The 21,857-nt window shown below is 71.6% G+C and carries 19 protein-coding genes; 6 read left to right on the top strand and 13 right to left on the bottom strand.

All coding sequences use genetic code 11. From position 1 onward, the window contains the following. Position 1 precedes the first annotated feature (1 nt). The gene (locus tag JOD54_RS00095) at positions 2–598 is read right to left on the bottom strand and encodes a DinB family protein (protein ID WP_204448624.1); all 597 of its coding nucleotides are present in this window, start codon (positions 596–598) and stop codon (positions 2–4) included. Positions 599–743: 145 nt separating this feature from the next. Between JOD54_RS00095 and JOD54_RS00090 the strand changes: the two genes are divergently transcribed. Further along, entirely contained in the window at positions 744–2,447 is a 1,704-nt protein-coding gene (locus JOD54_RS00090) for a PstS family phosphate ABC transporter substrate-binding protein (protein WP_204448623.1), read from the top strand. 41 nt (positions 2,448–2,488) lie between these two features. On the opposite strand, the gene JOD54_RS00085 is transcribed toward JOD54_RS00090, so the two are convergent. The 3 genes from JOD54_RS00085 to JOD54_RS00075 all read right to left on the bottom strand — a co-directional run bounded on the left by JOD54_RS00085 (position 2,489) and on the right by JOD54_RS00075 (position 7,200). Then, the gene (locus tag JOD54_RS00085) at positions 2,489–4,957 is read right to left on the bottom strand and encodes a P-loop NTPase fold protein (RefSeq protein ID WP_204448622.1); all 2,469 of its coding nucleotides are present in this window, start codon (positions 4,955–4,957) and stop codon (positions 2,489–2,491) included. Positions 4,958–4,970: 13 nt separating this feature from the next. After that, complete coding sequence (locus tag JOD54_RS00080; protein WP_204448621.1) at positions 4,971–5,885, bottom strand: hypothetical protein; 915 nt, start codon at positions 5,883–5,885, stop codon at positions 4,971–4,973. 115 nt (positions 5,886–6,000) lie between these two features. Then, positions 6,001–7,200, bottom strand: coding sequence for a cytochrome P450 (locus JOD54_RS00075; protein ID WP_204448620.1), 1,200 nt, complete (start codon positions 7,198–7,200; stop codon positions 6,001–6,003). Positions 7,201–7,614: 414 nt separating this feature from the next. Here JOD54_RS00075 and JOD54_RS00070 point away from each other — a divergent pair, with 414 nt between their 5' ends. Next, on the top strand, positions 7,615–7,869 hold the full coding sequence (locus tag JOD54_RS00070; RefSeq protein ID WP_204448619.1) for a hypothetical protein: 255 nt from the start codon (positions 7,615–7,617) through the stop codon (positions 7,867–7,869). Positions 7,870–8,091: 222 nt separating this feature from the next. On the opposite strand, the gene JOD54_RS00065 is transcribed toward JOD54_RS00070, so the two are convergent. Further along, positions 8,092–8,547 carry an ester cyclase gene (locus tag JOD54_RS00065; protein WP_204448618.1) on the bottom strand — a complete coding sequence of 152 codons (456 nt, stop codon included), beginning with the start codon at positions 8,545–8,547 and terminating at the stop codon, positions 8,092–8,094. After that, positions 8,544–9,098, bottom strand: coding sequence for an acyl-CoA thioesterase (locus JOD54_RS00060; protein WP_204448617.1), 555 nt, complete (start codon positions 9,096–9,098; stop codon positions 8,544–8,546). Before JOD54_RS00060 ends, JOD54_RS00065 begins: the two co-directional genes overlap by 4 nt. 361 nt (positions 9,099–9,459) lie before the next feature. On the opposite strand from JOD54_RS00060, the gene JOD54_RS00055 reads away from it, so the two are divergent. Continuing rightward, positions 9,460–12,438, top strand: a complete 2,979-nt coding sequence (locus JOD54_RS00055; RefSeq protein WP_239573598.1) for a glycine--tRNA ligase — start codon at positions 9,460–9,462, stop codon at positions 12,436–12,438. A 937-nt stretch (positions 12,439–13,375) separates the two neighbouring features. Next, the gene (locus JOD54_RS00050; protein ID WP_204448615.1) at positions 13,376–13,774 is read left to right on the top strand and encodes a histone-like nucleoid-structuring protein Lsr2; all 399 of its coding nucleotides are present in this window, start codon (positions 13,376–13,378) and stop codon (positions 13,772–13,774) included. An 84-nt stretch (positions 13,775–13,858) separates the two neighbouring features. Here the strand turns inward: JOD54_RS00050 and JOD54_RS00045 are convergent, their stop codons facing one another. The 3 genes from JOD54_RS00045 to JOD54_RS00035 all read right to left on the bottom strand — a co-directional run bounded on the left by JOD54_RS00045 (position 13,859) and on the right by JOD54_RS00035 (position 16,453). Next, entirely contained in the window at positions 13,859–14,206 is a 348-nt protein-coding gene (locus JOD54_RS00045) for a hypothetical protein (protein WP_204448614.1), read from the bottom strand. Positions 14,207–14,721: 515 nt separating this feature from the next. Next, positions 14,722–15,267 carry a hypothetical protein gene (locus tag JOD54_RS00040; RefSeq protein WP_204448613.1) on the bottom strand — a complete coding sequence of 182 codons (546 nt, stop codon included), beginning with the start codon at positions 15,265–15,267 and terminating at the stop codon, positions 14,722–14,724. A 25-nt stretch (positions 15,268–15,292) separates the two neighbouring features. Beyond that, positions 15,293–16,453, bottom strand: coding sequence for a cytochrome P450 family protein (locus tag JOD54_RS00035; RefSeq protein WP_204448612.1), 1,161 nt, complete (start codon positions 16,451–16,453; stop codon positions 15,293–15,295). A gap of 113 nt (positions 16,454–16,566) precedes the next feature. Between JOD54_RS00035 and JOD54_RS00030 the strand changes: the two genes are divergently transcribed. Continuing rightward, entirely contained in the window at positions 16,567–17,589 is a 1,023-nt protein-coding gene (locus tag JOD54_RS00030) for a TetR/AcrR family transcriptional regulator (protein WP_204448611.1), read from the top strand. A 426-nt stretch (positions 17,590–18,015) separates the two neighbouring features. Here JOD54_RS00030 and JOD54_RS00025 read toward each other — a convergent pair whose 3' ends face one another. The 4 genes from JOD54_RS00025 to JOD54_RS00010 all read right to left on the bottom strand — a co-directional run bounded on the left by JOD54_RS00025 (position 18,016) and on the right by JOD54_RS00010 (position 20,672). Further along, positions 18,016–18,642 (bottom strand): alpha-ketoglutarate-dependent dioxygenase AlkB family protein, encoded by a 627-nt coding sequence (locus tag JOD54_RS00025; RefSeq protein WP_204455977.1) that lies wholly within the window; start codon positions 18,640–18,642, stop codon positions 18,016–18,018. After that, complete coding sequence (locus JOD54_RS00020; RefSeq protein ID WP_204448610.1) at positions 18,630–19,073, bottom strand: hypothetical protein; 444 nt, start codon at positions 19,071–19,073, stop codon at positions 18,630–18,632. The genes JOD54_RS00025 and JOD54_RS00020 overlap by 13 nt, the downstream gene beginning before the upstream one ends. Before the next feature lie 271 nt (positions 19,074–19,344). Next, entirely contained in the window at positions 19,345–20,100 is a 756-nt protein-coding gene (locus JOD54_RS00015; RefSeq protein WP_204448609.1) for a methylated-DNA--[protein]-cysteine S-methyltransferase, read from the bottom strand. Beyond that, positions 20,097–20,672: an RNA polymerase sigma factor gene (locus tag JOD54_RS00010; protein WP_204448608.1), complete on the bottom strand. Its 576-nt coding sequence runs from the start codon at positions 20,670–20,672 to the stop codon at positions 20,097–20,099. The genes JOD54_RS00015 and JOD54_RS00010 overlap by 4 nt, the downstream gene beginning before the upstream one ends. Before the next feature lie 112 nt (positions 20,673–20,784). On the opposite strand from JOD54_RS00010, the gene JOD54_RS00005 reads away from it, so the two are divergent. Next, the coding region (locus JOD54_RS00005) for an aminotransferase class V-fold PLP-dependent enzyme (protein WP_204448607.1) at positions 20,785–21,857 on the top strand (1,073 nt) is incomplete at its 3' end.

Raw genomic sequence — 21,857 nt, 5'->3', positions numbered from 1 at the left:
GTCAGGTCCCGGCCTGGCCCGCGTCCTTGGCCGCCTGCTCCAGCTTGGCCCGGTAGCCGGCCCACCACGCCTCGTCCCCCTCGGCCATGTTGTTCGCCTCGGCGCGCATCCCGACCCGGCCGTCGACGAGCTCGCGGACGATGTCGGCGTGCCCCGCGTGCCGGTGCGTCTCGGCGATCATGTGGACCAGCAGCCGGTGCAGCGTCGTCGCCGCCTTCTCCGCGCTCCAGTGCGGCACCCGGGCGGGCGCGTCCAGCGGCAGGCCCTCGATCGTCTCGTCCGAATGCGCCCACACCGCGCGGTACAGGCCGGTGATGTCCTCGCGGGACTCGTCCGGGGCGGCCCACATATCGATGGTCGGGTCGGTGGCGGCCAGGTCCAACCAGGCCGGTCGACCGGGGAACGGGCGGCCGAAGCTGTCGCCGAAGTAGGCGATCTCGCAGCCCGACACGTGCTTGACCAGACCGAGCAGGTTCGTGCCGGTCGGGGTCAGCGGGCGCCGGATGTCGTATTCGGACGCCCCGTCGAGCTTCCACACCAGCGCCTCGCGGGCGACGCGCAGGTAGCCGAGCAGGTCCGCCTTGGGTTCAGAGGTCATGGCGACAGCATGCCCGCCGCCACCGACAGCCGCGCCCCGCCGTACTGCGGCTGAACCACGGGTGAACGGATGGTGGTCACAGCGGCGGCGGGTGATCACCCCTCCTAGGCTGCGCTCGCGGGTGTCGACCGGGGAGGGGATCGCCGTGACCGAGCTGCGGGAGGCGCTGCGCGCGGTCCTGGACTTCCTGGGACCCGGCAACCTCGTCCTGGGCATCGTGCTGCTCATCGCCACCCCGTTCGTCGACCGGTTCCTGATCCGGCGCAAGCGGGTCAGCTACCGGGTGCACTACAACTCCAAGATCGGCCTCGGCCCGGAGAAGCTCACCGACGAGGCGCCCGCGGGCACCCCCGGCCAGCTCGCCACCCTGACCCGGCTGCTGGACCGGCTCAGCATCGTGGTGATCCGCATCCGCAACACCGGCGGCTACGACATCGCCCCCGACGACTTCGAGAAGCCGCTCACCTTCACCTTCGGCGAGCGGGTCGTGTGGAACGCCCGGTTCTCCGAGGCGGGCTCCGACGAGACCCGCGAGAAGCTGCGCGCGGGCCTGCGGTTCTTCCGCACCGACGGCACCGACCCGCTCGGCACGGCCGGACCGAGCGCCCCGGTGGGGGAGCGGGACAACCTGCGCACGGTCCGCGACAAGATGACCCAGCGCATGGTCCGCTGGGTCGGTGGTCAGGCACCCGCGCCCAAGGAGCCGGAGGCCGAGCCCCGCTGGCACGGCGTGCGGCTGGAGACCCTGGCGCTCAAGCGCAAGCAGAAGATCAAGCTGGTCGTGGTGCTCGAGGAGCCGGAGGACCACCAGGGCGGTGAGACCAGCAAGGAGATCACCGTCAGCGGCAAGCTCGACGACAACGGCATCATCAAGGACGAGAAGAGCCAGCGCCGGTTCACCCTGCCCAGGCTGACCGGCGCGCTGGCGCTGGTGCTGACCGCGTTCCTGGTGCTGAGCCTGGTGTTCGCCTCGCCCCCGGTCGACCCGTCGGTGCGCTGCGTCGCCGGTGACCTCACCATCAAGGGCTCCAGCGTCTTCATGCCCACGATCACCGCGATGGCCGAGGACTACATGGCCGACTGCGCCGACGCGCACATCAAGACCCAGCCCACCGGCAGCATCGACGGTGTGCGCTGGCTCGCCGGTGCCGACCCGGCCACCTCCGCCGCGCTCTCGGACGGCCTGCAGCGGCAGAACGCCGACGGCCTGCGGTCGCTGCAACTGGCCGTCGTGATCTACCACGTCGTGGTCAACGCCAAGGTCCCGATCGACTCGCTGAGCACCGCCGAACTCGGCCAGGTCTACCGCGGCGAGATCACCGACTGGAACCAGCTGCGGCCGGGCACCGAATCGCTGCCGATCCGCATCGTCGGCCGCGGCCAGTCCTCCGGCACCCGGCAGCTGTTCGAGGCCCAGGTCCTGCACGCGGGCGAGGGGATCCTGTCGTCCAACGAGTGCCTCACCGCCGACCGGGACCCCGGCGCGCGGGTGATCCGCTGCGAACGCGACTCCAACGCCGACCTCATCGCCAAGATCCGCGACGTCCCCGGCGCCATCGGCTACGCCGACGCCCCCTCGGTGGCCCAGGCCCGCACCCAGGGCCAGCTCAAGTCCATCAGCATCGACGGCAAGACCTACGACACGACGGCGGAACTGGAGTCCAGCTACCCCTTCTGGACGGTCGAACACCTCTACACCAAGGGCGACCCCGCCGCGGACAGCCTCCTCGGCGCCTTCACCGACTACATCCGCAAACACGACAGCGGCAGGCTCCGGCTCCAGGACTCGGGCTACTTGCCTTGCACGACACCGGAAGGCGTGTCGCTGAGCCTCTGCAACAACCGCTAGTCCTCGCCATTGGTGAGGATCGGCGTGCTCTGCTCCAACCGCTAGTCGCCGCAGCAGGCGCGGATGGCGTCCGGGGTCAGTGTCCGCGACAGGTCGACCAGGGCAGCGTCGGTGAACAGGGGGCGCAGGGGCTCGGGGATGTCCTCCAGCTCGGTGGTGTCGACGTGGAGGATCGACTCGGGGTGGGTGCGCAGGTGGTCGGCGAGGCTTGGCCAGCGGATCTCCAGGATGGTCCACCTGGCCAGGTCGGCCACCGGGACCGGGTTGCCCTCCAGGGTCCGCACGGCCCGGACCATGCTGTAGGTGTTGATGAACCGCTTCATCGCGCGCGGGTTCTTGGGCAGTTGCTTGGCGTACCGCTGCAGCACGTGCTCGGTCGCGGCCACGGCTTCCGGGCTGGTGATGCGCTGCAAGGCTTCGGTAGCGACACGATCGCGAACCTCTTGGCTCGTGGCGCTCATCGCGGCGACGACCTCCGCTTCGGTTGAGCTGCGGTCGAGTTCGGTGCGCACGCGGGCCACCTCGGCCGCATTCGCCCGCCTCGGGGCCGCAGTACCGAGGAGCGTGCTCAGGTACCCCTCCTGCCGCGAGGAGTCGATCATCGGCATCGGGACCCGCAGCTGGAAGAACTTGTCCAGGAACAGGTATCCCAACGGCCTGCCCGGTTCCGCGACGGCCGTGGTGAAGCGCTCGTAGGCCTGCTCGTAGCTCGCCCGGAGCCACGCGCCGTCCGCGGAGACGATGAAGTGCGGGCCGATGTCGCGGACCAGGGTCTGCACCGAGTCCAGCAGATCGACCACATAGGACTCCTTGCAGCGGTCAAGGTCGTCGACCAGGAACACCACCGGCCGCTTCGCCCTGGCCGCCAGCCACCCGAAGTGCCGGTTGACCTCCAGCATCGGGTTGGTGTTGGACTGCTCGAACAGCTTGGCCCCGCGCGCGGAGTCCCACAGCAGGAACCGGCTCGCCACCAGTGCGCCCGCCACCAGCGTCCCGACGCCCGCGATGGCGCCGGTGATGTTCTTGACGATGTCGCCGAAGCTCTTGAGGTCGGAGGCGAACAGCCACCAGATCCCCGCGCCCGCGGCCAGCAGGACCGCCAACGCCAGCGCCACCGGTGCCCCGACCCGCCTGAGCCGGGCGAACGACTCGCTGATCCGCAGTCCCAGCCGCCCCCAGAACCCGCGTTGACCGCGGACGGCGGTGCGCAGCGCGGTCAGCAGCGCCCACCACGCCGGTCCGACCCCGGCCTCCCGCCACGCGTCGAACGGCACCACCGTGAAGTCCTGCTTCAGTTCCTCCCGCACGAACCCCAGCACCGTGCTCTTGCCCGACCCCCACGGCCCGTCGAGGTGCACCAGGAAGGACGAGTTCACGTTCCGCAGGTGGCGGGCGATCAGCCTGGCCAGCGGTTGCCGCCGCAGCAGGTCCTTGTCCGAGGGCGCGTCGGTCGCCCACTCGATCTGGTCGGCCATCGGCCGCGTCCAGACCCGGACCGTCCCGTCCACCCCGCCGCTCACCAGGACAAGTCGGTCGTCGAGGGTCCCGAAGGCCAAGCCGCGCACCGGGCCGGTGTGCCCCGGCAGGTTGGTCAAGGCACCAGACCCGGGCTCCCACAACCGGATGAGCCCGTCGTCACCGCCGATCGCGACCGTCGGGCGGCTGTCGATGCTGTCGATCGACGAGACGGCCAGTGCCCTGGGCTGGGTGGCGACGGCGAGCGCGGTGTCGCCCTGCGCTTCGGTGACCAGGCCGTCCTCGGTACCGGTGAAGATCATGGACTCGTACCCCACCACGCAGGTGTAGGTGGAGTCCGTCGGGAACGGCAGCGGGGCGGCGCCGGTCGGGTAGCTCCACAGCCGGATCGTGCCGTCGTTCGAGATCGAGACCGGGGTCGCGTCGTCGAGCAGGGCGACCCCGGTGACGAAGTCGTTGTGGGTGCCCAGGGGTTCGACGGAACCGTTCGTCCACCGGATGACCTGGTTGTCGTCACCGCCGCTGACCACGGTGCTGCCCCGGCCCGCCACGATGGCGTTGGCGATGCCGTCGTGCTGGTAGAGGACGATGCCGTCTTGTTCGCCGTAGAGCGGCCATGCGCGCACCGTGCCGTCCTGCCCGCAGGTGAATACCTGACCCGCCGCGTACCGGCTCGCCGCGACTCCCCACACCGGTCCGGTGTGCCCGTGCAGCTCGCGCAGTGCCGTCCCGTCCAGCGACCAGACCCGGGCCACGCCGTCCTCGCACCCGGCCACCACCATCGGCGGGTCGGCCTCCACGAAGGCCACGGACGTGACCGGCGAACCCGCCCTGAGCAGCCGCTGCTCCCGCACCGGCGCCACGGCCGCCCGCTTCAGCTCGGTCCCCAGCGCGTCGAGCGTGATGACCCGGTCGGCGTCGGCGGGGTCGTGGACCACGACCGTCCCGGAGTCGGCCACCAACGCGGACAGCGGCGCCGGGAGGGCGCCGCTGTGCCGGGGGATGTAGACGCGGGTTTCCCGCTGCGGCGCCATGCGCCGAGGCTACTCAGCCGAAGAAGACCGAGGTGGCCAGGTTGTCGAACCCGAGAGCGGCCAGGTCCGGCACGTCACCCTCGACGACCAGGGACTTGCCCTTGCAGTCCTTCTCCGACCACAGCTTCAGCGACCCCAGCGCCGACAGCGACGAGGCGTTGCGCGGCCGGGCCAGGTTCTTGCAGCCAGGACCGGCGGTGCCCTCCGCGGCGCCGTCCTCGCTGAACCGCGGCTCGTCGAACAGCACGACGCTGGTGGCCTTTGGTCCGCCGGGCGCCTGGGTGGTGGTGGTCGGCGCCGGGCTGCCCGCCTTCTTGCCGTCCGGGGTCACGCCGAACCAGGTGCCGCCGACGCCCTGGCCTGCGGTGTCACCGGGCTTGGTGTCCTTGGCGAAGCGGTACACCGGCCAACCGCCGATGGTGACCTGGGTGCTGCCGTCGTCGCGCTTGACGAACCCGACCGCGGACTTGGGCACCCCGGCCACGAACACCTTGCTGCCCTTGGCAACGGTCACCGGCGGCCACGTCTTGGCGCAGTCCCCGTTGCACGTCGACTTCGACGGCTTGGCGGTGTCCTTGTCGAACCGGTAGAGGGTGAGCCCGGCCCCGTTGACCACCACCGGGTCCAGCGCGCCCGCCTTGCTCGCCTTGAGCTGCACCCACTTGCGCGCCGTATCGGCCTTCGCCGAGTTCACCGTGCCGTCCTCGCCCTTGGCCCAGTCGCCGGTCCCCTCGGTGGCGTTGTTCGCCTTGGCCGTCCCCGCGAAGAACGACACCCCCTCGGTGGCGTCCGCGCCGTAGTCCACAGTGGACTCGGAGGTGGGCGCCCCGGTGGTCGCCTCCGTGGCCGACCCGGTGCCGCAGGCGGACAACGCGACCACCCCGGCGGTGATGAGGACAGCGACGGACAGCACGTTCTTGCGGTTCATGGACTATCTCCCCGAATAGTGGTTCCCGGCCTCCCGCCGGGTCTTGGTACGCCTCCAACACGGGCGCCACGACGGGGCGGTTCAACCGGATTCGGGGGAGCTGGAGTGGCGCGGGCTACTTGTGCAGCACCACGGGGAGTTTGGTCAGGCCGCGCAGGTTGAAATGCGAGTGCCAGTGCAGTTGCTCGTCGGTGAGTTCGATGCGGGAGTAGCGCGCCAGCAGCTCGGTAAAAGCCGTGCTCGCTTCCAGTTTTCCCAGCACCGCCCCGAGGCAGTAGTGGTTGCCCGAGCTGAACGCCAGGGACTTGGGGTCGGTGCGGGCCAGGTCGAGCTGGTCCGGGTCGGGGTAGCGCTCGGGGTCGCGGCCTGCGGCGTCGAAGAGCACCAGGACGGTTTCGCCTGCGGGGATGACCTTGTCGGCGATCGGGGTGTCCTGGGTCATGATGCGCGCGGCGAGCTGCACCGGTGGGTCGAAGCGGGACAGCTCCTCGACCGCGGTGCCCATCAGGCCGGGGTCCGCGCGCAGTGCCGCCAGCGCCTCGGGCTGCTGCAGGAGGGCGAGCATGCCGTTGGCGATGAGGTTGACGGTGGTCTCGTGGCCCGCGTTGAAGATGAGCAGGATGTTGGCGACGATCTCGTCGTCGGTGAGGCGTTCGCCGTCGGCGTCGGGCTGCATGAGGACCGAGAGCAGGTCGTGCTCGGGGTCGGCGTCGCGGCGGGAGTCCATCAGGTCGAGCAGGTAGGCGCGGAACTCCGGCTCGGCCTTGTTCATCGCGATCCGCCGCTGCGGGGTGACCCCGGGGTCGATGACGTAGCCGACCTTGTCGGTCCAGTCCCGGCACTTGGCGCGGTCCTGCGGCGGGATGCCCAGCAGCTCGCCGACCACCAGGATCGGCATCGGCAGCGCCAGCCCGGTGATCAGGTCGACCTCGCCGTCGCCCATCTCGTCGATGAGCCGGTCCACCACGTGCTGGATCCGCGGCCGCATCCGGTCGATGCTGCGCGGGGTGAACACCCTGGCGATGAGCCTGCGCATCCGGCGGTGGGCCTGGCCGTCCTGCATGAGCATCCACTTGCTGGTGCTCTTGACCACCGGGCAGGTCGGGCCGCCGCGGATCATCGCCCAGCCCGGGTCGGCCGGGAAGTTGCTGGAGGCCGACGGGGCGCGCAGCAGGGCGTCGACGTCGTCGTAGCGGGAGAGCACCCAGTAGCCGAACGGCGAGCGGTGCACCGGGTCGGTCTCGCGCAGCCGCCGGTAGTAGGCGAAGCGGTCGGCGGCCAGTGCCGGGTCGTTCAGGTCGAACAGTGCGGTCATAGCGGGATCCGTCCCTGACAGGCCTGGTCGCACGACGGTCCGATCGTGCTGTCGGCCGGGGGCACCGTCAACCCCTAGGTGGACCCCTAGTGACCGTGCTGGTCACGCTCAGCGACATCCGCAGGTCGCTACGGTCGGTGATCTCGGTGGTGGCGTTCGGTACAAGATCACTCGGTCGCGGCCCATCAGGGGATGTCGCCGCTGGGTGGGGCGCTGTTACTTTAGGCTTCAACGTGTACGCCGTACGAGTGATACTTGGTTGCGAGTCGGTTGTCATAAGTCACGACCTGTAACTGATGTTATGGGTCGATGCGATGGAACGGGCAACAGAGCCCCCAGGCGGCCCAACCGGCGCCCGGACCTCGCGCCACGGACGGCCAGAGGGGCTTGGCACACAGAAGAATCGACATCGCCATGACACTGCTGTGGATCATCGGTGGACTCGCGGTACTCGCCGTGCTCACCTGGCGCCTGCGCCGGGCCTCGGCCCTGGTCGACCGCATCCTGCTCGAGGAGCGGGTCGGCGCCGAGCACGACGCCAGGGTGGACGAGCAGAGCAGGATCGTCGCCGCCGAGCAGGCGCCGGAGCGCACCGTCTCCTGGCCGCACCCGCCGCGGCTGGCCTGGGCGCGCCAGGAGACCAGCGCGCACAACCGCCTCGCAGGCTGAGCACAAGGACCCGTCGAGCACCGGCCGGGTGGCCCTGCCGCAACGCGCACGAGGAGTCGAGCATGGAGTGGGGAAGCAGGGACTGGACGCGGTGGGCGCCGCGTCGTGGTTGGGGCAGCGGTCCCGACCGGCTCGGTCCCCCGGTCGGTGGGCGCCGACCGGGGGACCACCGGGCAGGCGCGCGGCGCCGCCCGAGCACTGATCAGTAGCGGGGACCGGGGGTCAGCACGGGTCGCCGAGGGCGGCGCGCAGCCCGCGCCGATCGATCCACCCCAGGTGGGCGCGGGCCAGCGGGCCGCGGAAGGACCACAGGTGGTGCTGGTACCACCGCGCCGGGCGGCCGTCGCGCTGGCTCGGTGCCAGGTTCGGCCCCAGGTAGGTGCCGGAGAACTCCAACCGGGTCTCGACCGTGTCGGCCCCGGTGTGCCTGGCGCTGAGCACGCGGGCGTGGATATCGGGCATCCGGCGGCGCGCGGTCAGCACCGAAATGCGCAATCCGGCAATTCCGTCGTCGAATACCCGGACGTCGGACAGATCTCGGATATCGGGGTGGGCGAACTCGTCGAGAACGGTGTCGTCGCCCTCGTTCACCGTTTCCCTGATGAACGCGACGGCGATGTCGACCTGCTCCCTGGCGTGGCGCGGCCGCGCGGGCAGCAGGGCAAGGGCGCCGGTCACCGCGGTGTCGGCAGGGCGACCTCGGCCAGGGCTGCTTTGAGCGCTCTGCGGTACTCGCGGCGGATGGCCGCGGCCCGGTGCATGGCGTACTCGGCGTCGGTCTCCGGGTGCACCGGGCGGACCGGGCGCGGCGCGCCGTCCGCGTCGACGGCGACGAACACCAGGTGCGCCTCGGCGATGCGCTCCTGCTCGCCGCTGCCGTGCCAGCGCCGGGCGCTGACCTGCACACCGATGTCCATCGAGGTGCGGCCGGTGCCCTCGACCTGGGCCACGGCGGCGACGATGTCGCCTGCCCAGAACGGGGCGAAGAAGGTCATGTCGGTCATCGACGCGGTGACCGCGTGCCCGTCGCTGTGGCGCACCGCGGCCGCCCACCCGACCTCGTCGGCCAGTTCCAGGATCAGCGTGCCCTTGCCGGAGCCGAACATGTTCTCGTCGCCAGGCCAGATGACGCGGGACAGCTCGCAGCGCGAGTGGCCCATCGGCCGCCCGGTCGGCAGGGGCGGCGCGTCGGTCAGCGGTGCCCGTGTTGGGGAGTCGACGGGGGTCATCGGAAGCGTTTCTCCAAAGGGGGGTTTTCGGTCACGTCGAACGGAAACCGGCACGGGGGTTTTGCGGGGAGACCCGGCCAGTCTAAACGATCACTTGGGTGACCCCGGCCAATTTCTCATGATCGGCGCATATCTCCCTGTGTCGGGCGACAAAGTTGACTGTCCGTGATCGAAGTGGGCCTAAAATGTCGGATACCTCTAGCTCGATCCGGTGATGCGCGCCGAACAGCCCGGTGCGCGGTACTCGACCCTGTGGGTGACCCCCGGCATCGCGCCGCGCTGCCGGGAGGGGGCGATCCGGCCCCTCTAGACTTCGCGGGCACCCCCCACCAGCCCACAGTGAGGTTCCGCCGTGCTGACCATGCAGGACGCGTTGCTGGCGTTGACCAGGTATTGGACCGAGCGCGGCGCCATGGTGGTGCAGCCGTTCAACACCGAGGTCGGCGCTGGCACCCTGAACCCGGCCACGGTGCTGCGGGTGCTCGGCCCGGAGCCGTGGCGGGTGGCCTACGTCGAGCCGAGCGTGCGCCCCGACGACGCCCGCTACGGCGAGAACCCCAACCGGCTGCAGACCCACACCCAGTTCCAGGTGATCCTCAAGCCCGACCCTGGCAACCCGCAGGAGCTCTACCTGGGCAGCCTGCAGGCGCTGGGCATCGACGTCGGCGCGCACGACGTCCGCTTCGTCGAGGACAACTGGGCCTCGCCCGCGCTGGGCGCCTGGGGCCTGGGCTGGGAGGTCTGGCTCGACGGGCTGGAGATCACCCAGTTCACCTACTTCCAGCAGGCGGGCGGCCAGACGCTGGACCCGGTGTCGGTGGAGATCACCTACGGCGTCGAGCGGATCATGATGGCGCTGCAGGGCGTCGCCCACTTCAAGGACATCGCCTACGCCCCCGGCATCTCCTACGGCGAGGCGTTCGGCCAGGCCGAGTACGAGATGAGCCGGTTCTACCTCGACGACGCCGACGTCGAGACCCAGCGCAGGCTGTTCGAGGACTACGCCGCCGAGGCGCGCAGGCTGCTCGACGCCCGGTTGCCGGTGCCCGCGCACATCCACGTGCTCAAGTGCTCGCACACCTTCAACGTGCTCGACGCCCGCGGCGCGGTCAGCACCACCGAGCGGGCCAAGGCGTTCGCCAGGATGCGCGGCCTCGCCCGCGAGGTCGCCGGGCTGTGGTCCGAGCGGCGCGCGGAACTGGGGCACCCGCTGGGTACCGCCCCGGTCCTCGCGCCCGCCCCGGTGCCCACCGAGTTCCCGTCGGTCGAGGGCACCAGGACGCTGCTGTTCGAGATCGGCACTGAGGAACTGCCCCCGCACGAGGTCACCCGCACCGTTGCGGCCGTCGAACGCGCGCTTACCGACAAGCTCGCCGCGACCCGCCTCGGCCACGGTGACATCCGCACCTACGCCACCCCGCGCCGGGTGATCGCCGTGGTCGACGCGGTCGAGCCGGTCGAGCCGGACGCCGAGCGCACCGTGCGCGGACCGCGCGCCTCCGCCGCGTTCGACGCCGAGGGCACCCCGACCAAGGCCGCCGCCGGGTTCGCCCGCGGCCAGGGCGTCGACCCGGCTCAGCTGCGCCGGATCGAGGTCGACGGGGTCGAGTACGTCGGCATCACCCGCACCGACGTCGGCCGCGGCGCGGTCGAGGTGCTCAGCGGTGTGCTCGCCGAGGTGGTCGCGGAACTGCGCGCGGACAAGAACATGCGGTGGAACGACCCCAAGCTCTCCTTCACCCGGCCGATCCGCTGGCTGCTCGCGCTGCTGGGCGACCAGCCGGTGCCGGTCTCGGTGTCCGCGCTCGCCGCGGGCACCACCACGCGCGTGCACCGCACCGCGGCCACGCCGGTCGTCGAGGTCGCGTCGGCGGACGGGTACCTGGCGCTGCTCGCCGAGCACGGCATCGTCGCCGACCAGGTCGACCGGCGGGCCCGCGTGGTCGCCTCGGCCGCCGAGCTCGCCGCGTCCGTCGGCGGTGCCGTCGACGGGGCGTCGGCCCTGGTCGACGAGATCACCAACCTCGTCGAGGAGCCCAACGCGGTGCTCGGTTCGTTCGACGCCCGCTACCTGGACCTGCCCGCCGACATCCTCACCACGGTCATGCGCAAGCACCAGCGCTACCTGCCGGTGCGCGACGCGGACGGGAACCTGTTGCCGCACTTCGTCGCGGTGGCCAACGGCGCGTGCGACCACGACACCGTGCGCGCGGGCAACGAGGCCGTGCTGCGCGCCCGCTACGAGGACGCCAGCTTCTTCTGGCGCGCGGACCTGCGCACCCCGCCGGAGCGGATGAAGGAGGGCATCGCCAAGCTCGCCTTCGAGCAGAAGCTCGGTTCGATGGCCCAGCGCGCCGACCGCATCGCCCGGATCGCCCTGCTGCTGGGCGAATCCGCCGGTTTGTCCGAAGAGGACACCGCGACGCTGCGCCGCGCGGCGGAGTTGGCCAAGTTCGACCTCGGCTCGCAGATGGTGATCGAGCTGACCAGCCTCGCGGGCACCATGGCCCGCGAGTACGCCAGGCGCGCGGGCGAGCCGGAGCCGGTCGCCCAGGCCCTCTACGACATGGAACTGCCCCGTTCCGGCGGCGGCGCGGTGCCGACCACGGTGCCCGGTGCGCTGCTGGCCCTGGCCGACCGGTTCGACCTGCTGGCCGGGCTGTTCGCCGTCGGCGCCAAGCCCACCGGCAGCTCCGACCCGTTCGGCCTGCGCCGCGCGGGCGCGGGCGTGGTGGCTATCCTGCGCGCCTTCCCCCAGTTGCGTGCGTTGACTGTCCCGTTCGGACTGTCCACTGCGGCCGACCAGGTGCGCTCGCAGGGCATCGAGGTCGACGACGCGGTGCTCGCCGAGGTGGCCGAGTTCGTCAAGCGCCGCTACGAGCAGGTGCTGCTCGACGGGGGCACCCCGCACGAGCAGGTGGCCGCGGTGCTGCCGCTGGCCGACGCCCCCGCCGTCGCCGACACGACGCTGGCCGAGCTCGGCGGGCTGCTCGCCGACCCGGGGTTCGCCGGGCTGGTCGCCGCCCTGCAGCGCGTGCGCCGGATCGTGCCCGCCGACACCGGCCCCGGCTACGACCCCGCCGCGCTCGTCGAGCCCGCGGAGTTGGAACTGCACCAGGCGTTCGAAAAGGCCCGCGCGGGCGGCGGTGCCGGCCTGGCCGGGTTCACCGCGTCAGCGGCCGCGCTGACCGACCCGATCAACGCCTTCTTCGACGCCGTGCTGGTGATGGCGCCCGAACCCGCGCTGCGCGCCGCCCGACTCGGCCTCCTCGCCGAGATCCGCGACTGGGCCGCCCCGGTGCTCGACTGGCAGGCGCTGGGCACCGCGCTGGAGGCCTGAGCACCGGGCTCTTGTTGTTCGGCTCGCGTCGGTGGCACCGGGTCGGGTTGCTCGCGGAGATCCGCGACTGCGCGGCCCGGTGCTGGACTGCCGGGCGCATGGTGCCCGGGTACTGGGTTCTTGTGGTGTCGGCCCGGCTAGGCACCCTGCGTGGGTTGCTTGCGGCGATTGGTGGCCGGCGGCCCGGTGCCGGGTCGGCTTGGCCTGGCGGGGCCTGTGCGCCATCGCCGGGTGTTCCCGCCCAGCCCTGGGAATCACCCCGTCAACCCGGTCCAGGTTCGCCTGGGCCGGGTTTTCGCTATCCGGGCCGGGGTGCGCCGGACCGGAGGGTCAGTCTTACTTCGCAACCCACTTGTCCATTGTGCCGGTGCCACCCATTCGGCCCCGGTGTTCGATCGGCATATGTCGAACAGGGGCGCGCCGAAAAGCGACACCCGGCCCGGGTGGGGTCCCTCGAGCGGTTAACCAACACCCTCGGTGGTCGCCCGGTGGCCGAATTGCGTGGTCACCTCGTCGGTCGGCGCCCGTTCGGCCCGCATTCGCCCCCGCCCGGCAGGCCGCCGCGCGCGCGGCGAACGGGGTATTCGCCCGCCCCGGCGAGCGGGTGGTCGGGCGGTAATGCCTACCGTCCGTCGCCGTCCGGATTGCCCGGCCGGGCTTTCGTATGCCGTCCGGCACGCCGGTGCCGCTCGGTGCTCCGGTGGGGGGAAACAACCGCGCACCCGGCTCCCCGGTCGGGGGTGAAATCCGGGGTCGACCGGCGGATATGTGCCCGGTGGACCAGGCTTTCGCCGATGCGCGTCCCCCGGCGCGCCCGCGTGCGCGGCATTAGCCGAACGATCCCTATTTGAAAGAGCGTTGCGCAGCGGGTACTGTTCACGCCAAGTGGGGAGCTGTTTTCAATTCCCGTGACACCCCGTGTGCAGTGAGGTGCCCTATGGCTCAGAAGACCATCGTCCAGCTTTACGACGACCTCGACGGCTCGGCAGGCGAGGACATCCGCCCGGTCGAATTCAGCCTCGACGGCGCGAACTACGAGATCGACCTGAATGAGGCGAACGCGACCCGGCTGCGCGAGCAGCTCGCCGAGTTCGTCGCCGCCGCCCGGCGCACCGGTGGTCGGGTCAAGCGGCACACCGCGCCGTCGACCAAGCCCGCTGGCGACACCCGCTCCAAGGAGCAGACCAAGGCCATCCGGGACTGGGCCAGGCAGAACGGCCACGAGATCTCCGAGCGCGGCCGCATCCCGAGCGCGGTCGTCGAGGCGTTCGAGGAGGCCCACACGGTGAAGGCCAAGGGCAACGGCAAGGCCAAGAAGGCCGCTTTCTCCGGCTGATCTTCTGCGGCTGATCCAGCCACCGGGACCGGACCGCGGCGGGGCGACCCGCCGCGGTCCCGCTGTTGTTCCAGGCCCCGCGGGCTAGAAGCTGACCCCGCCCTGGATGTCGCGGGCCTGCAGCACCTTCCCGCTCACCGTGCCGGTGATCTGGTTCACCACCCCGCCGCGGTCGGCGTGCCCCGCCTGCGCCTCGTTCGCCCACTGCTCGCGCAGCCGCTCGGCGAACTCCGGGTCCGCCCGCTGTTCGCGGTCCAATTCCTCGGCCAGCGCCGCCACCTCCGCCGATTCCGGTTCCGCACCGGCCGAGGCGGCCAACGCCGCCGCCGCGTCCGCGCGCTTGCTGAACCGGTCGCGCACGAGCTCGTAGAGCGCGCCCACCGACTTGCCCGCCAGGGCCGCCGCGATTGACACCAACACCGGTTCGGGCATCCGAACCCCTCCTTAGCTGCGGTCGTCGCACCCACGGTACGACCTCCACCGGTGCGGGGGCACCGCCGACCCGAGTCCGCTTCCCCGACCGGGCATTTACCCCACCGGGACCGGTTTCTCGGCCCGCCCGGCTAAGCGCGGGCGGTGGTCGTCCAGCGTTCCCCGGCTATTCACGTTCGGCCGGGGTCACCGGGCGTGGGCTGGCATTACCCCGACCGGCGCGGGGCACCCGGGGGTTTTTCACCTCCCCCGGTGGGGTGGGTTATCCACAACCAAGATCCACAGGGGCGATCCGGGTGGGCGAATCGATTCGCCCGCGGCGACCCCGCCGGGTGTGGGTGAACCCCCCGCGCGCCGGAGGCGGGTTTCCGGCGGCCACGGGGGGCGCGGACGTGAAACCGTCAGCGGTATTAGTGCGGACGGCCGGTCAAAGCCGTGCGGTGGGCCCGTCGCGCCGGTGTCGCCCCCGCCGGGATTCGGGTGGGTCGCGTCCGCGATATCCGGCGGATATCCGCTCAGCTCACGCCGAGGTAGCGCACCGGCGTGTAGTCGAGCTCGCCCGGCCCGCCCCAGACATAGACCCGGTGTTTGACCGGCGTGGACCCGAAGTCGTAGGCCAGGTAGCTGGTCCGGTCCCGGTCCACCCACCGCTCGAACAGCCGCACGTGTTCACCGTCGCGGACCAGCGCGTCGCCCGCGCGCAGGGCCGACCGGTCGATCACCCGGGTGATGTCGCCGAGATCACGCCCGCCGCCTGGCCGCGGCGTGGCGTAGCTGACCGACAGGCCCCAGGCCATGGACACGAACCCCGAGCAGTCGGTGCGGTAGGCGGGCCGGTGGCAGCCGCCGAGGACCCCGGCCCAGTCGGTGCCGGTGCGCCCGGTCGCGGGCGTGAAGCAGCCGTCCTGGTCGTAGGTGGGGCCCGCGGTGAACCACGTCTCGGCGCGGGCCATCGCGGCGGCGCCGAACTCGGCCACCCTGGCCCGCTCACCCGCCGAGGCGTCCGCCGCACCCAGCAACCCCACGGCGGCCACCGCCGCGATCGTCAACCCCCTGCGCACCTCCCCTTTATAGCTCAGGTGCTGGTCAGCGCAGCCGGACCGGGAGTTCGGCCAGCCGCCAGGTGCCCGGGTCCGGTGCGCGGACGGTCTCGGGTCGCGCGGGCGCCAGGTCCGGGAAGCGGCGCAGCAGGCCGGTCACGGCGATCTCGGTCTGCAGCCGGGCCAGCGGCGCGCCGAGGCAGAAATGGGCGCCGTGGGAGAAGCCGAGGTGACCGGGGGCGCCGAGCGGTCGGGTGATGTCGAGGCGGTCGGGGTCGTCGAACGCCCGGGGGTCGCGGTTGGCGGAGGCGATCGCGACGGTCATCGCCGCGCCCCGGGGGATCTCCGCGCCGTCGACGTCGACATCCTCGGTGGCGAACCTCGGGGTGGTGAGCAGTTGAGGCCCGCACCAGCGCATCAGCTCCTCGACCGCGCGTGGGGCGAGGTCGGGGTTGGCGCGCAGCGCGGCCAGTTGCTCCGGGTGGCTGAAAAGAGCGGCGACCCCGTTGCCGATGAGGTTGGTCGGGGTCTGCCCCGCGAGCAGTAGGTGCCAGACCAGGGTGACCAGTTCGGTCTCGGTCAGCGGGCCGTCCAGCAGTTGCGACAGGATGCCCGCGTTCGGTTCGGTCCTGCTGGCCGCCACGGCCGCCTCGGCGCTGGCCATGATCCCGGGGATCGCGGCGATGAAGCCCGGCCCGTACCCCGCCGAGACCGCCGCCCCGTACTCCCGCCAGCGTGGCCGGTCGGACTCCGGGATGCCGAGCAGCTCGCAGATGATCTCCATGGGCAGTGGGCCCGCGAAGTCGAGCAGCAGGTCGGTCTCGGTCTCGAGGGTGTCGAGCAGGCGCTCGACGACGACCTCGACGGCCGGGCGCATGGCGGCGGTGCGGCGGGCGGAGAACGCGGGGGCGGCGGCGCCGCGGACGCGCGCGTGCTCGGGCCCGTCCATCTCGGCCATCGTGTGCAGGTAGCGCTGGCAGTGCTCGGGGATGCCCGGTGGCCGCAGGAAGCTGGCCTCGCTCAGCACGAAGCGGGGGTCGGCCAGCGCCGCCTTCGCTTCCGCGTGCCGGGTGATCGCGAACATCGGCGGCATGCCGGCCCCGGTCAGCTTCGCCACCGCCGAAACTTCCCTGACCTGCGCGTATGCGGTGAACGGGTCGGCGAGCACGGCCGGGTCGGTGACCGGGATCTCGGGGACGGGACGCACGGGGACCTCCAGGTGGGATTGCGGATGTTCTGACCAGATGATGCCATCATCTGGATCCGGTGTCGGGGGCGCCCCGGGCGCCCGGGATGATGTGCCTGATGGGAGGCGCGGAGATGGATCGGCTGAACAGGGCGCAGACCCAGGAGCGCAACCGGGAGCGGATCCTGGCCGCGGCGCGGGCGGAGTTCCTCGACCGCGGGTACCGGGACGCCAAAGTGGACGGGATCGCCGCGCGCGCCGGGCTGACCAGGGGCGCGGTCTACTCCAACTTCCCCGGCAAGCGGGCGCTCTACCTCGAGGTGCTCGCCGAGCGGGCCGAGAGCGTGCCCGAGCAGCCGCTGTCGCGCCCGGAGACCTCGCTGGTGGCCGCGGTCGGCGCGTTCGCCAGGACCTGGGTATCGCGGGAGACCGACTACCCGTTGACGGAGATCGTCGGCGACGCGGCGCTGCCCCACACCCAACTGCAGCGGCTCAACGCGCTGCTGCTGGGCCTGGCGATGGAGCAGGTGGATCCGCCGCCGTCACCGGCCGGGGCCCCTCCGGCGCGCCGGGTTCGCCAGGCCGGGCTGGTCTTGACGACCCTGCACGGCGCTCGCGCGCTCGCTTCCGCCGCACCGGGGTTCGCCGAACCGTTCGACGTGATCAGCGCTTGCGAGCAGCTGGCGGCAATGGCGCTCAACGACTGGTGGGCCTACCCGCACGCGGTGGCTCCGGCGCTGCCCGTCGACCGGCCGTGGGTGCCGGTCGAGGCGGTCGACCTGGTCAGCGGTGAGCCCGTGGTGATCGGGGACGGCGTGGTCGCCGTGCTGGGGACGCACCGGCTGGCGGCGGTGGAGGAGGCGGTGCGGCTGGGGGAGCGGGTGACCCTGGTGGTGGTGACCGGTCAGCCCGCCGAGCTGTACCCGTTGGCGCGGTTGGTGATCGCGGAGGTCGCGGTGGGGGTGCGCCGGGCGTTCCGGGAGGGGGTCGCGGTGCGCGTGGTCTGCGACGAGCGGATCGCGGAGCTGGTGGGGATCACGGCGGTCAGCGATGCCACCGAGGTGGCGGTGCGGGTGCGCGGGGGTCGGGTCGTGGCCCGCGCCGACGGTGTCGGTGCCTGCCACGCGGTCGCCGGGCCGCGCTCGGTGCGCGTCTGAGCGAGGGGTGTCCCGGACCCCGCCCCACTTGCGTGACCCCGCGGGGCCCGGGACGTGTCCGCTAGCCGAGCAGCCCTCCGATGAGGCTGGTGATGGTCCCGATGAGGCCAGAGATGAGCGAGATAATCGGTTGGAGCAGCGAGCCGATCATGATCTTCCTCCTCTGTTCGATTCCCGGTCGGAGCGGACAACCCCGACACCGTTGTTTGTACGGTCCATCTGGGGCGCGGGCGAGCAAGTTGCCACTGTGGAGTGTCACCCGATGGGGTGGATTTGCGAAACGATCGCGCCCGCCGATCGGGGGAATGACATCTACCAGGGGTTTGTTCGGAAACTGACGAATGCTCGATTGTGGAGCATGATCCCCCGGTCGGTACGGAGTGGGTCACGCGCTGCGGCCGTGTGGGTGAGCCCAGCACCGACGGCCTAGTCCATCCCGGACACCCGCAGGGTGACGTTGAGCCGCCCGGCCAACCCGAGGTCGGGATCCCCGGTCCCCGGCAGGACCCCGGTGATCCCGTGGTAGGCCAACCGCGACTCGCCGCCGAAGACGACCAGGTCGCCCGAGCGCAGCTGCACATCGGTCCAGGGGCGGCCGCGGTGCTCGGTGTTGCCGAACCGGAACACCCCGGTGTCACCGAGGCTGATCGAGACGACCGGGTCCAGCGCCCGCTCGTCCTTGTCCTGGTGCAAACCCATCTTGGCGTCGCTGTCGTAGAAGTTCACCAGGGCGATGTCGGGCCGGTAGTCCCCGGCGAACCCGCCCGCGGCCACCGCCCGCCTGCCGAGGTCGCCCAGCCAGCCCGGGAACGGCAGCACGGCCGACCCGTCGTCGAGGACCCGCGAGTAGCGGTAGGGCACCCAGTTCCAGCCGAGGCAGACCATCCGCACCGACATGACCCCACCGTTGGGCAACCGCTGCTTGCGCATGCCGGGTGACCACTCGCGACAGGCGGCCAGCAGGTGCCGTTGCCCGGCCAGGTCCAGCCAGTCGGGCAGGTGCACCGCGCCGGGTGCGAGCTCCCGCGGCGGTCGGGGGATCAGCTCCATGATCGGGTCGTCCACCTGAGCTCACCGTCGAAAAAGGACCACCGCGAGCCGTCCGGGCCCGCCCCGCACAACCCCTCGACGTCCCCGACCGCGCTGGGCAGCGAAGGCAGCGCCAACCCGGAGAAGGCAACAGTCCGATGAGGACGCCACTGCGGCAACGCGGCCAACCGCCGCCCCATCCCGACCCAGTCGCCCCCGTTGTCGGCGATCACCCACAGATCAGGACAACCCCCCGCGAACCGACAAGCCTGCCGCAACCACGAAGCCGCCTCCGAAGGCCACGACACCACCACCCCGACCGCCCCCTCCCAGGCCGCGACAAACGCCGCCGCGGCGGCCGCCGACTCCGGATCGCGGCCGTGGCCCACGTTCACCAGCCCACCCCCGAGCTGCCGGGCGAGGGCCAGGACGGTGGCCAGCTCCGGCCCGGTCACCGGGCCGCACCCGGATGTGCTGTGCGGTAAGGGATGGGTGTCTCCGGTTCGGTGGTTATGTGGTGGATGTGGGTCCCAGGTTGCGGCCGAGGTCTACATCCGCCAGGCCGCCCGCCGTTGCCGGGTGGGGGCCGCAGTGGTGGCAGCTCCCGCCTGGTCATCGGGCCACACCCGGATGTGCTGCGCGGTGGGGGATGGGGATGGGTGTCTCCAGTCGACAGCCGTGTGGTGGCCGGGAGTTTGAGTTCCGGCCACCACAGGCGGTTGTGTCTCAACCTGCCGGGGTGCAGAGGTCGCACGGGTGGTTGCCCGCGGCCTGCGCTGCGGCCAGGGTGCGGAAGCCGCGGGGGTTGGTCGCGGCTCGGGCTCGGGGGCAGGTGGGGTAGCAGACGACGCCGTCGGTGGCCAGGTAGGTGATGTGGGACTTGGCCAGGTCTGCCAGGGTGTCCACATTGGTGTCTTCGGCGCGCAGCAACCGTTCCTTGGTCTCGGCGCCGAACACGTACTGGCCGAGGGTGCCGTCGGAGCGGGTGACCCGGTGGCAGGGGATCAGCAGGGGCACGGGGTTGTTGCCCAGGGCCGTGCCGACCGCGCGGACCGCCTTGGGTCTGCCGATCGCCCTGGCCACCCAGGCGTACGGGCGGGTCTGGCCGGTCGGGATGTCCCTGGTCGCGGTCAGCACGTCCCGCTCGAACGGGGTGAGCACGCGCAGGTCGACCGGGATCTCCTTGGCGCCGTGGCCGCGCACGGCCTGCCGCAGGCCCGCCGGGGCGTCGGTGGCGCGCCGCAGTGGGCGCTGGAACAGGGCGCGGAACCGCTCGCGGAAGCGCTCGTCGTCGTCGTCGACCGACTCGGCGGTGCGGATGTAGCTGACACCGAGGTCGGTGAAGGCCACCAGCAGCTCGCCGACCGGGCCGTCGAGCCTGGTCCAGTCGCCGTACAGCGCGCCGGTCAGATCGCGCGGCGGCGCCACCGCCAGCCCACCCAGGCGCAGCGCGAGCGGGTTGTTGATGTCTTCGCCGGTCATCGGGCCACCTCCTTCGCGTACTGCTCCCGCAGCCGGGCCAGGCCGCGGGAGATGTGTGACTTGACGGTCCCCTCCGGGATCCGCATGACGGCCGCGATCTCGGCCACCGGCAGGTCGACCACGTGCCGCAGCACCACGGCCACCCGCTGGTTGTCCGGCAGCGCGCCGACCAGCGCGCCCAGCTCGTCGCGGGTCTCGGTGTTGGCGACCACGTCCTCGACGGTCGGGCCGACCACCGCCCGGTCTGGCAGCTCGGCCATGCTCACCGCCGGTCTTCGCGCCGCGCCGCGCAGCGTGTTGCGCCAGGTGTTGAGCAAGATCGTCAACAACCACGACCTCGGCCGCAGCGCCAGGATGCGGGACCGGTCGTAGCCGATCAGCGCGCGGTAGGCCCGCAGGAAGCACTCGGCGGCCAGGTCCTCGGCGTCGGGGCCGCCGACGCGCAGCGCGACCGAGTAGACCACTCGCTGGTAGGCGCGGACCAGCCCGGCGAACCCCGCGTCGAGGTCGTCGACGATGGCGGCGAGCAGGGCCACGTCGATCTCGGCGTCGGTCTCGGGTAGGTCATCCATGCCTAGATAAACACCGAGGGCCCCTCCGGCGTTGCACTTGGTCCGCCCGCGAGCGTACCTGCCGGGCAGGGCCGTGGCCTGGCACACTGGGCGCCCAGCCCGAGGAGCGCCCATGGACCTGAACCGCCGCCGGTTCCTCGCCGCGGGGTCCGGACTCGCCGTCGCCGCGGGTGCTGTGGCCTGCACCGCCGACGCCGGGACTCCCGCCCAGCCGCGCCCGTTCGACCCGAACGACTGGGCTTCGGTGCGGGAGCAGTTCCCGCTGACGCGCGATGTGCGCCAGTTCGCCGCCTACGTCCTGGCCGCGTCGCCGCGCTCGGTCAACGAGGCGATCGACCGCCACCGAGCCGGGCTGGACCACGACACCCACGCGTACCTGGACAAGGAAGCCGGGACAGCGGAGGAGGCTGTCCGCGCTGCTGCTGCGGCGTACTTAGGTGGCCGCGCAGAGGACATCGCTCTTACAGACAGCACGACTATGGGTCTCGGTCTGCTCTATGCGGGGATTCGCCTCTTACCGGGGCAATCGGTTCTTACGACAGAGCACGACTTCTTCTCCACTCACCACGCACTACGGCTTCGCGGCGTGGAAGTACGCCGGGTGCGCCTCTATGAGACGGCCGTGTCGGCCTCAGCCGAGGAGATCGTTGCCAGGCTGAAGGCGGGCCTGACGCCCACGACCAGAATCGTTGCCATCACTTGGGTGCACTCCGTGACCGGGGTGAAGCTCCCGGTGCGGGCCATCGCCGACGCGGTTGCCGAACACAACGCGTCCTTGCCACCCGAGCAACACGCGCTCCTGTGCGTCGACGCGGTGCACGCGTTGGGCGTGGAAGCGGCCACCCCGGCCGATCTCGGCTGCGACTTCTTGATCTCCGGAACGCACAAATGGCTGTTCGGACCTCGGGGAACAGGGATCATCTGGGGGCGTCAGGGTGCCTGGGAGGCGACCTCGCCCGTGCTGCCGTCGTTCAGCGGCCCCGCGTTCGACCAGTGGCTCAACGACACCCCGGCAGGCCCGACGACGGCCGAAGCGTTCACCCCAGGGGGTTATCACACGTTCGAGTACCGCTGGGCTTTGGCGGAGGCGTTCCGGTTCCACCTGGCCATCGGCCGCGACCGCGTGCAGGCGCGGACCCGTGAACAGGTGCAGCGGGTCCAGGACGAGATCCGGAAGATGCCGTC

The organism is Actinokineospora baliensis (assembly GCF_016907695.1).
GTDB lineage: Bacteria > Actinomycetota > Actinomycetes > Mycobacteriales > Pseudonocardiaceae > Actinokineospora > Actinokineospora baliensis.
This window is presented reverse-complemented; position numbering and strand designations above follow the sequence as displayed.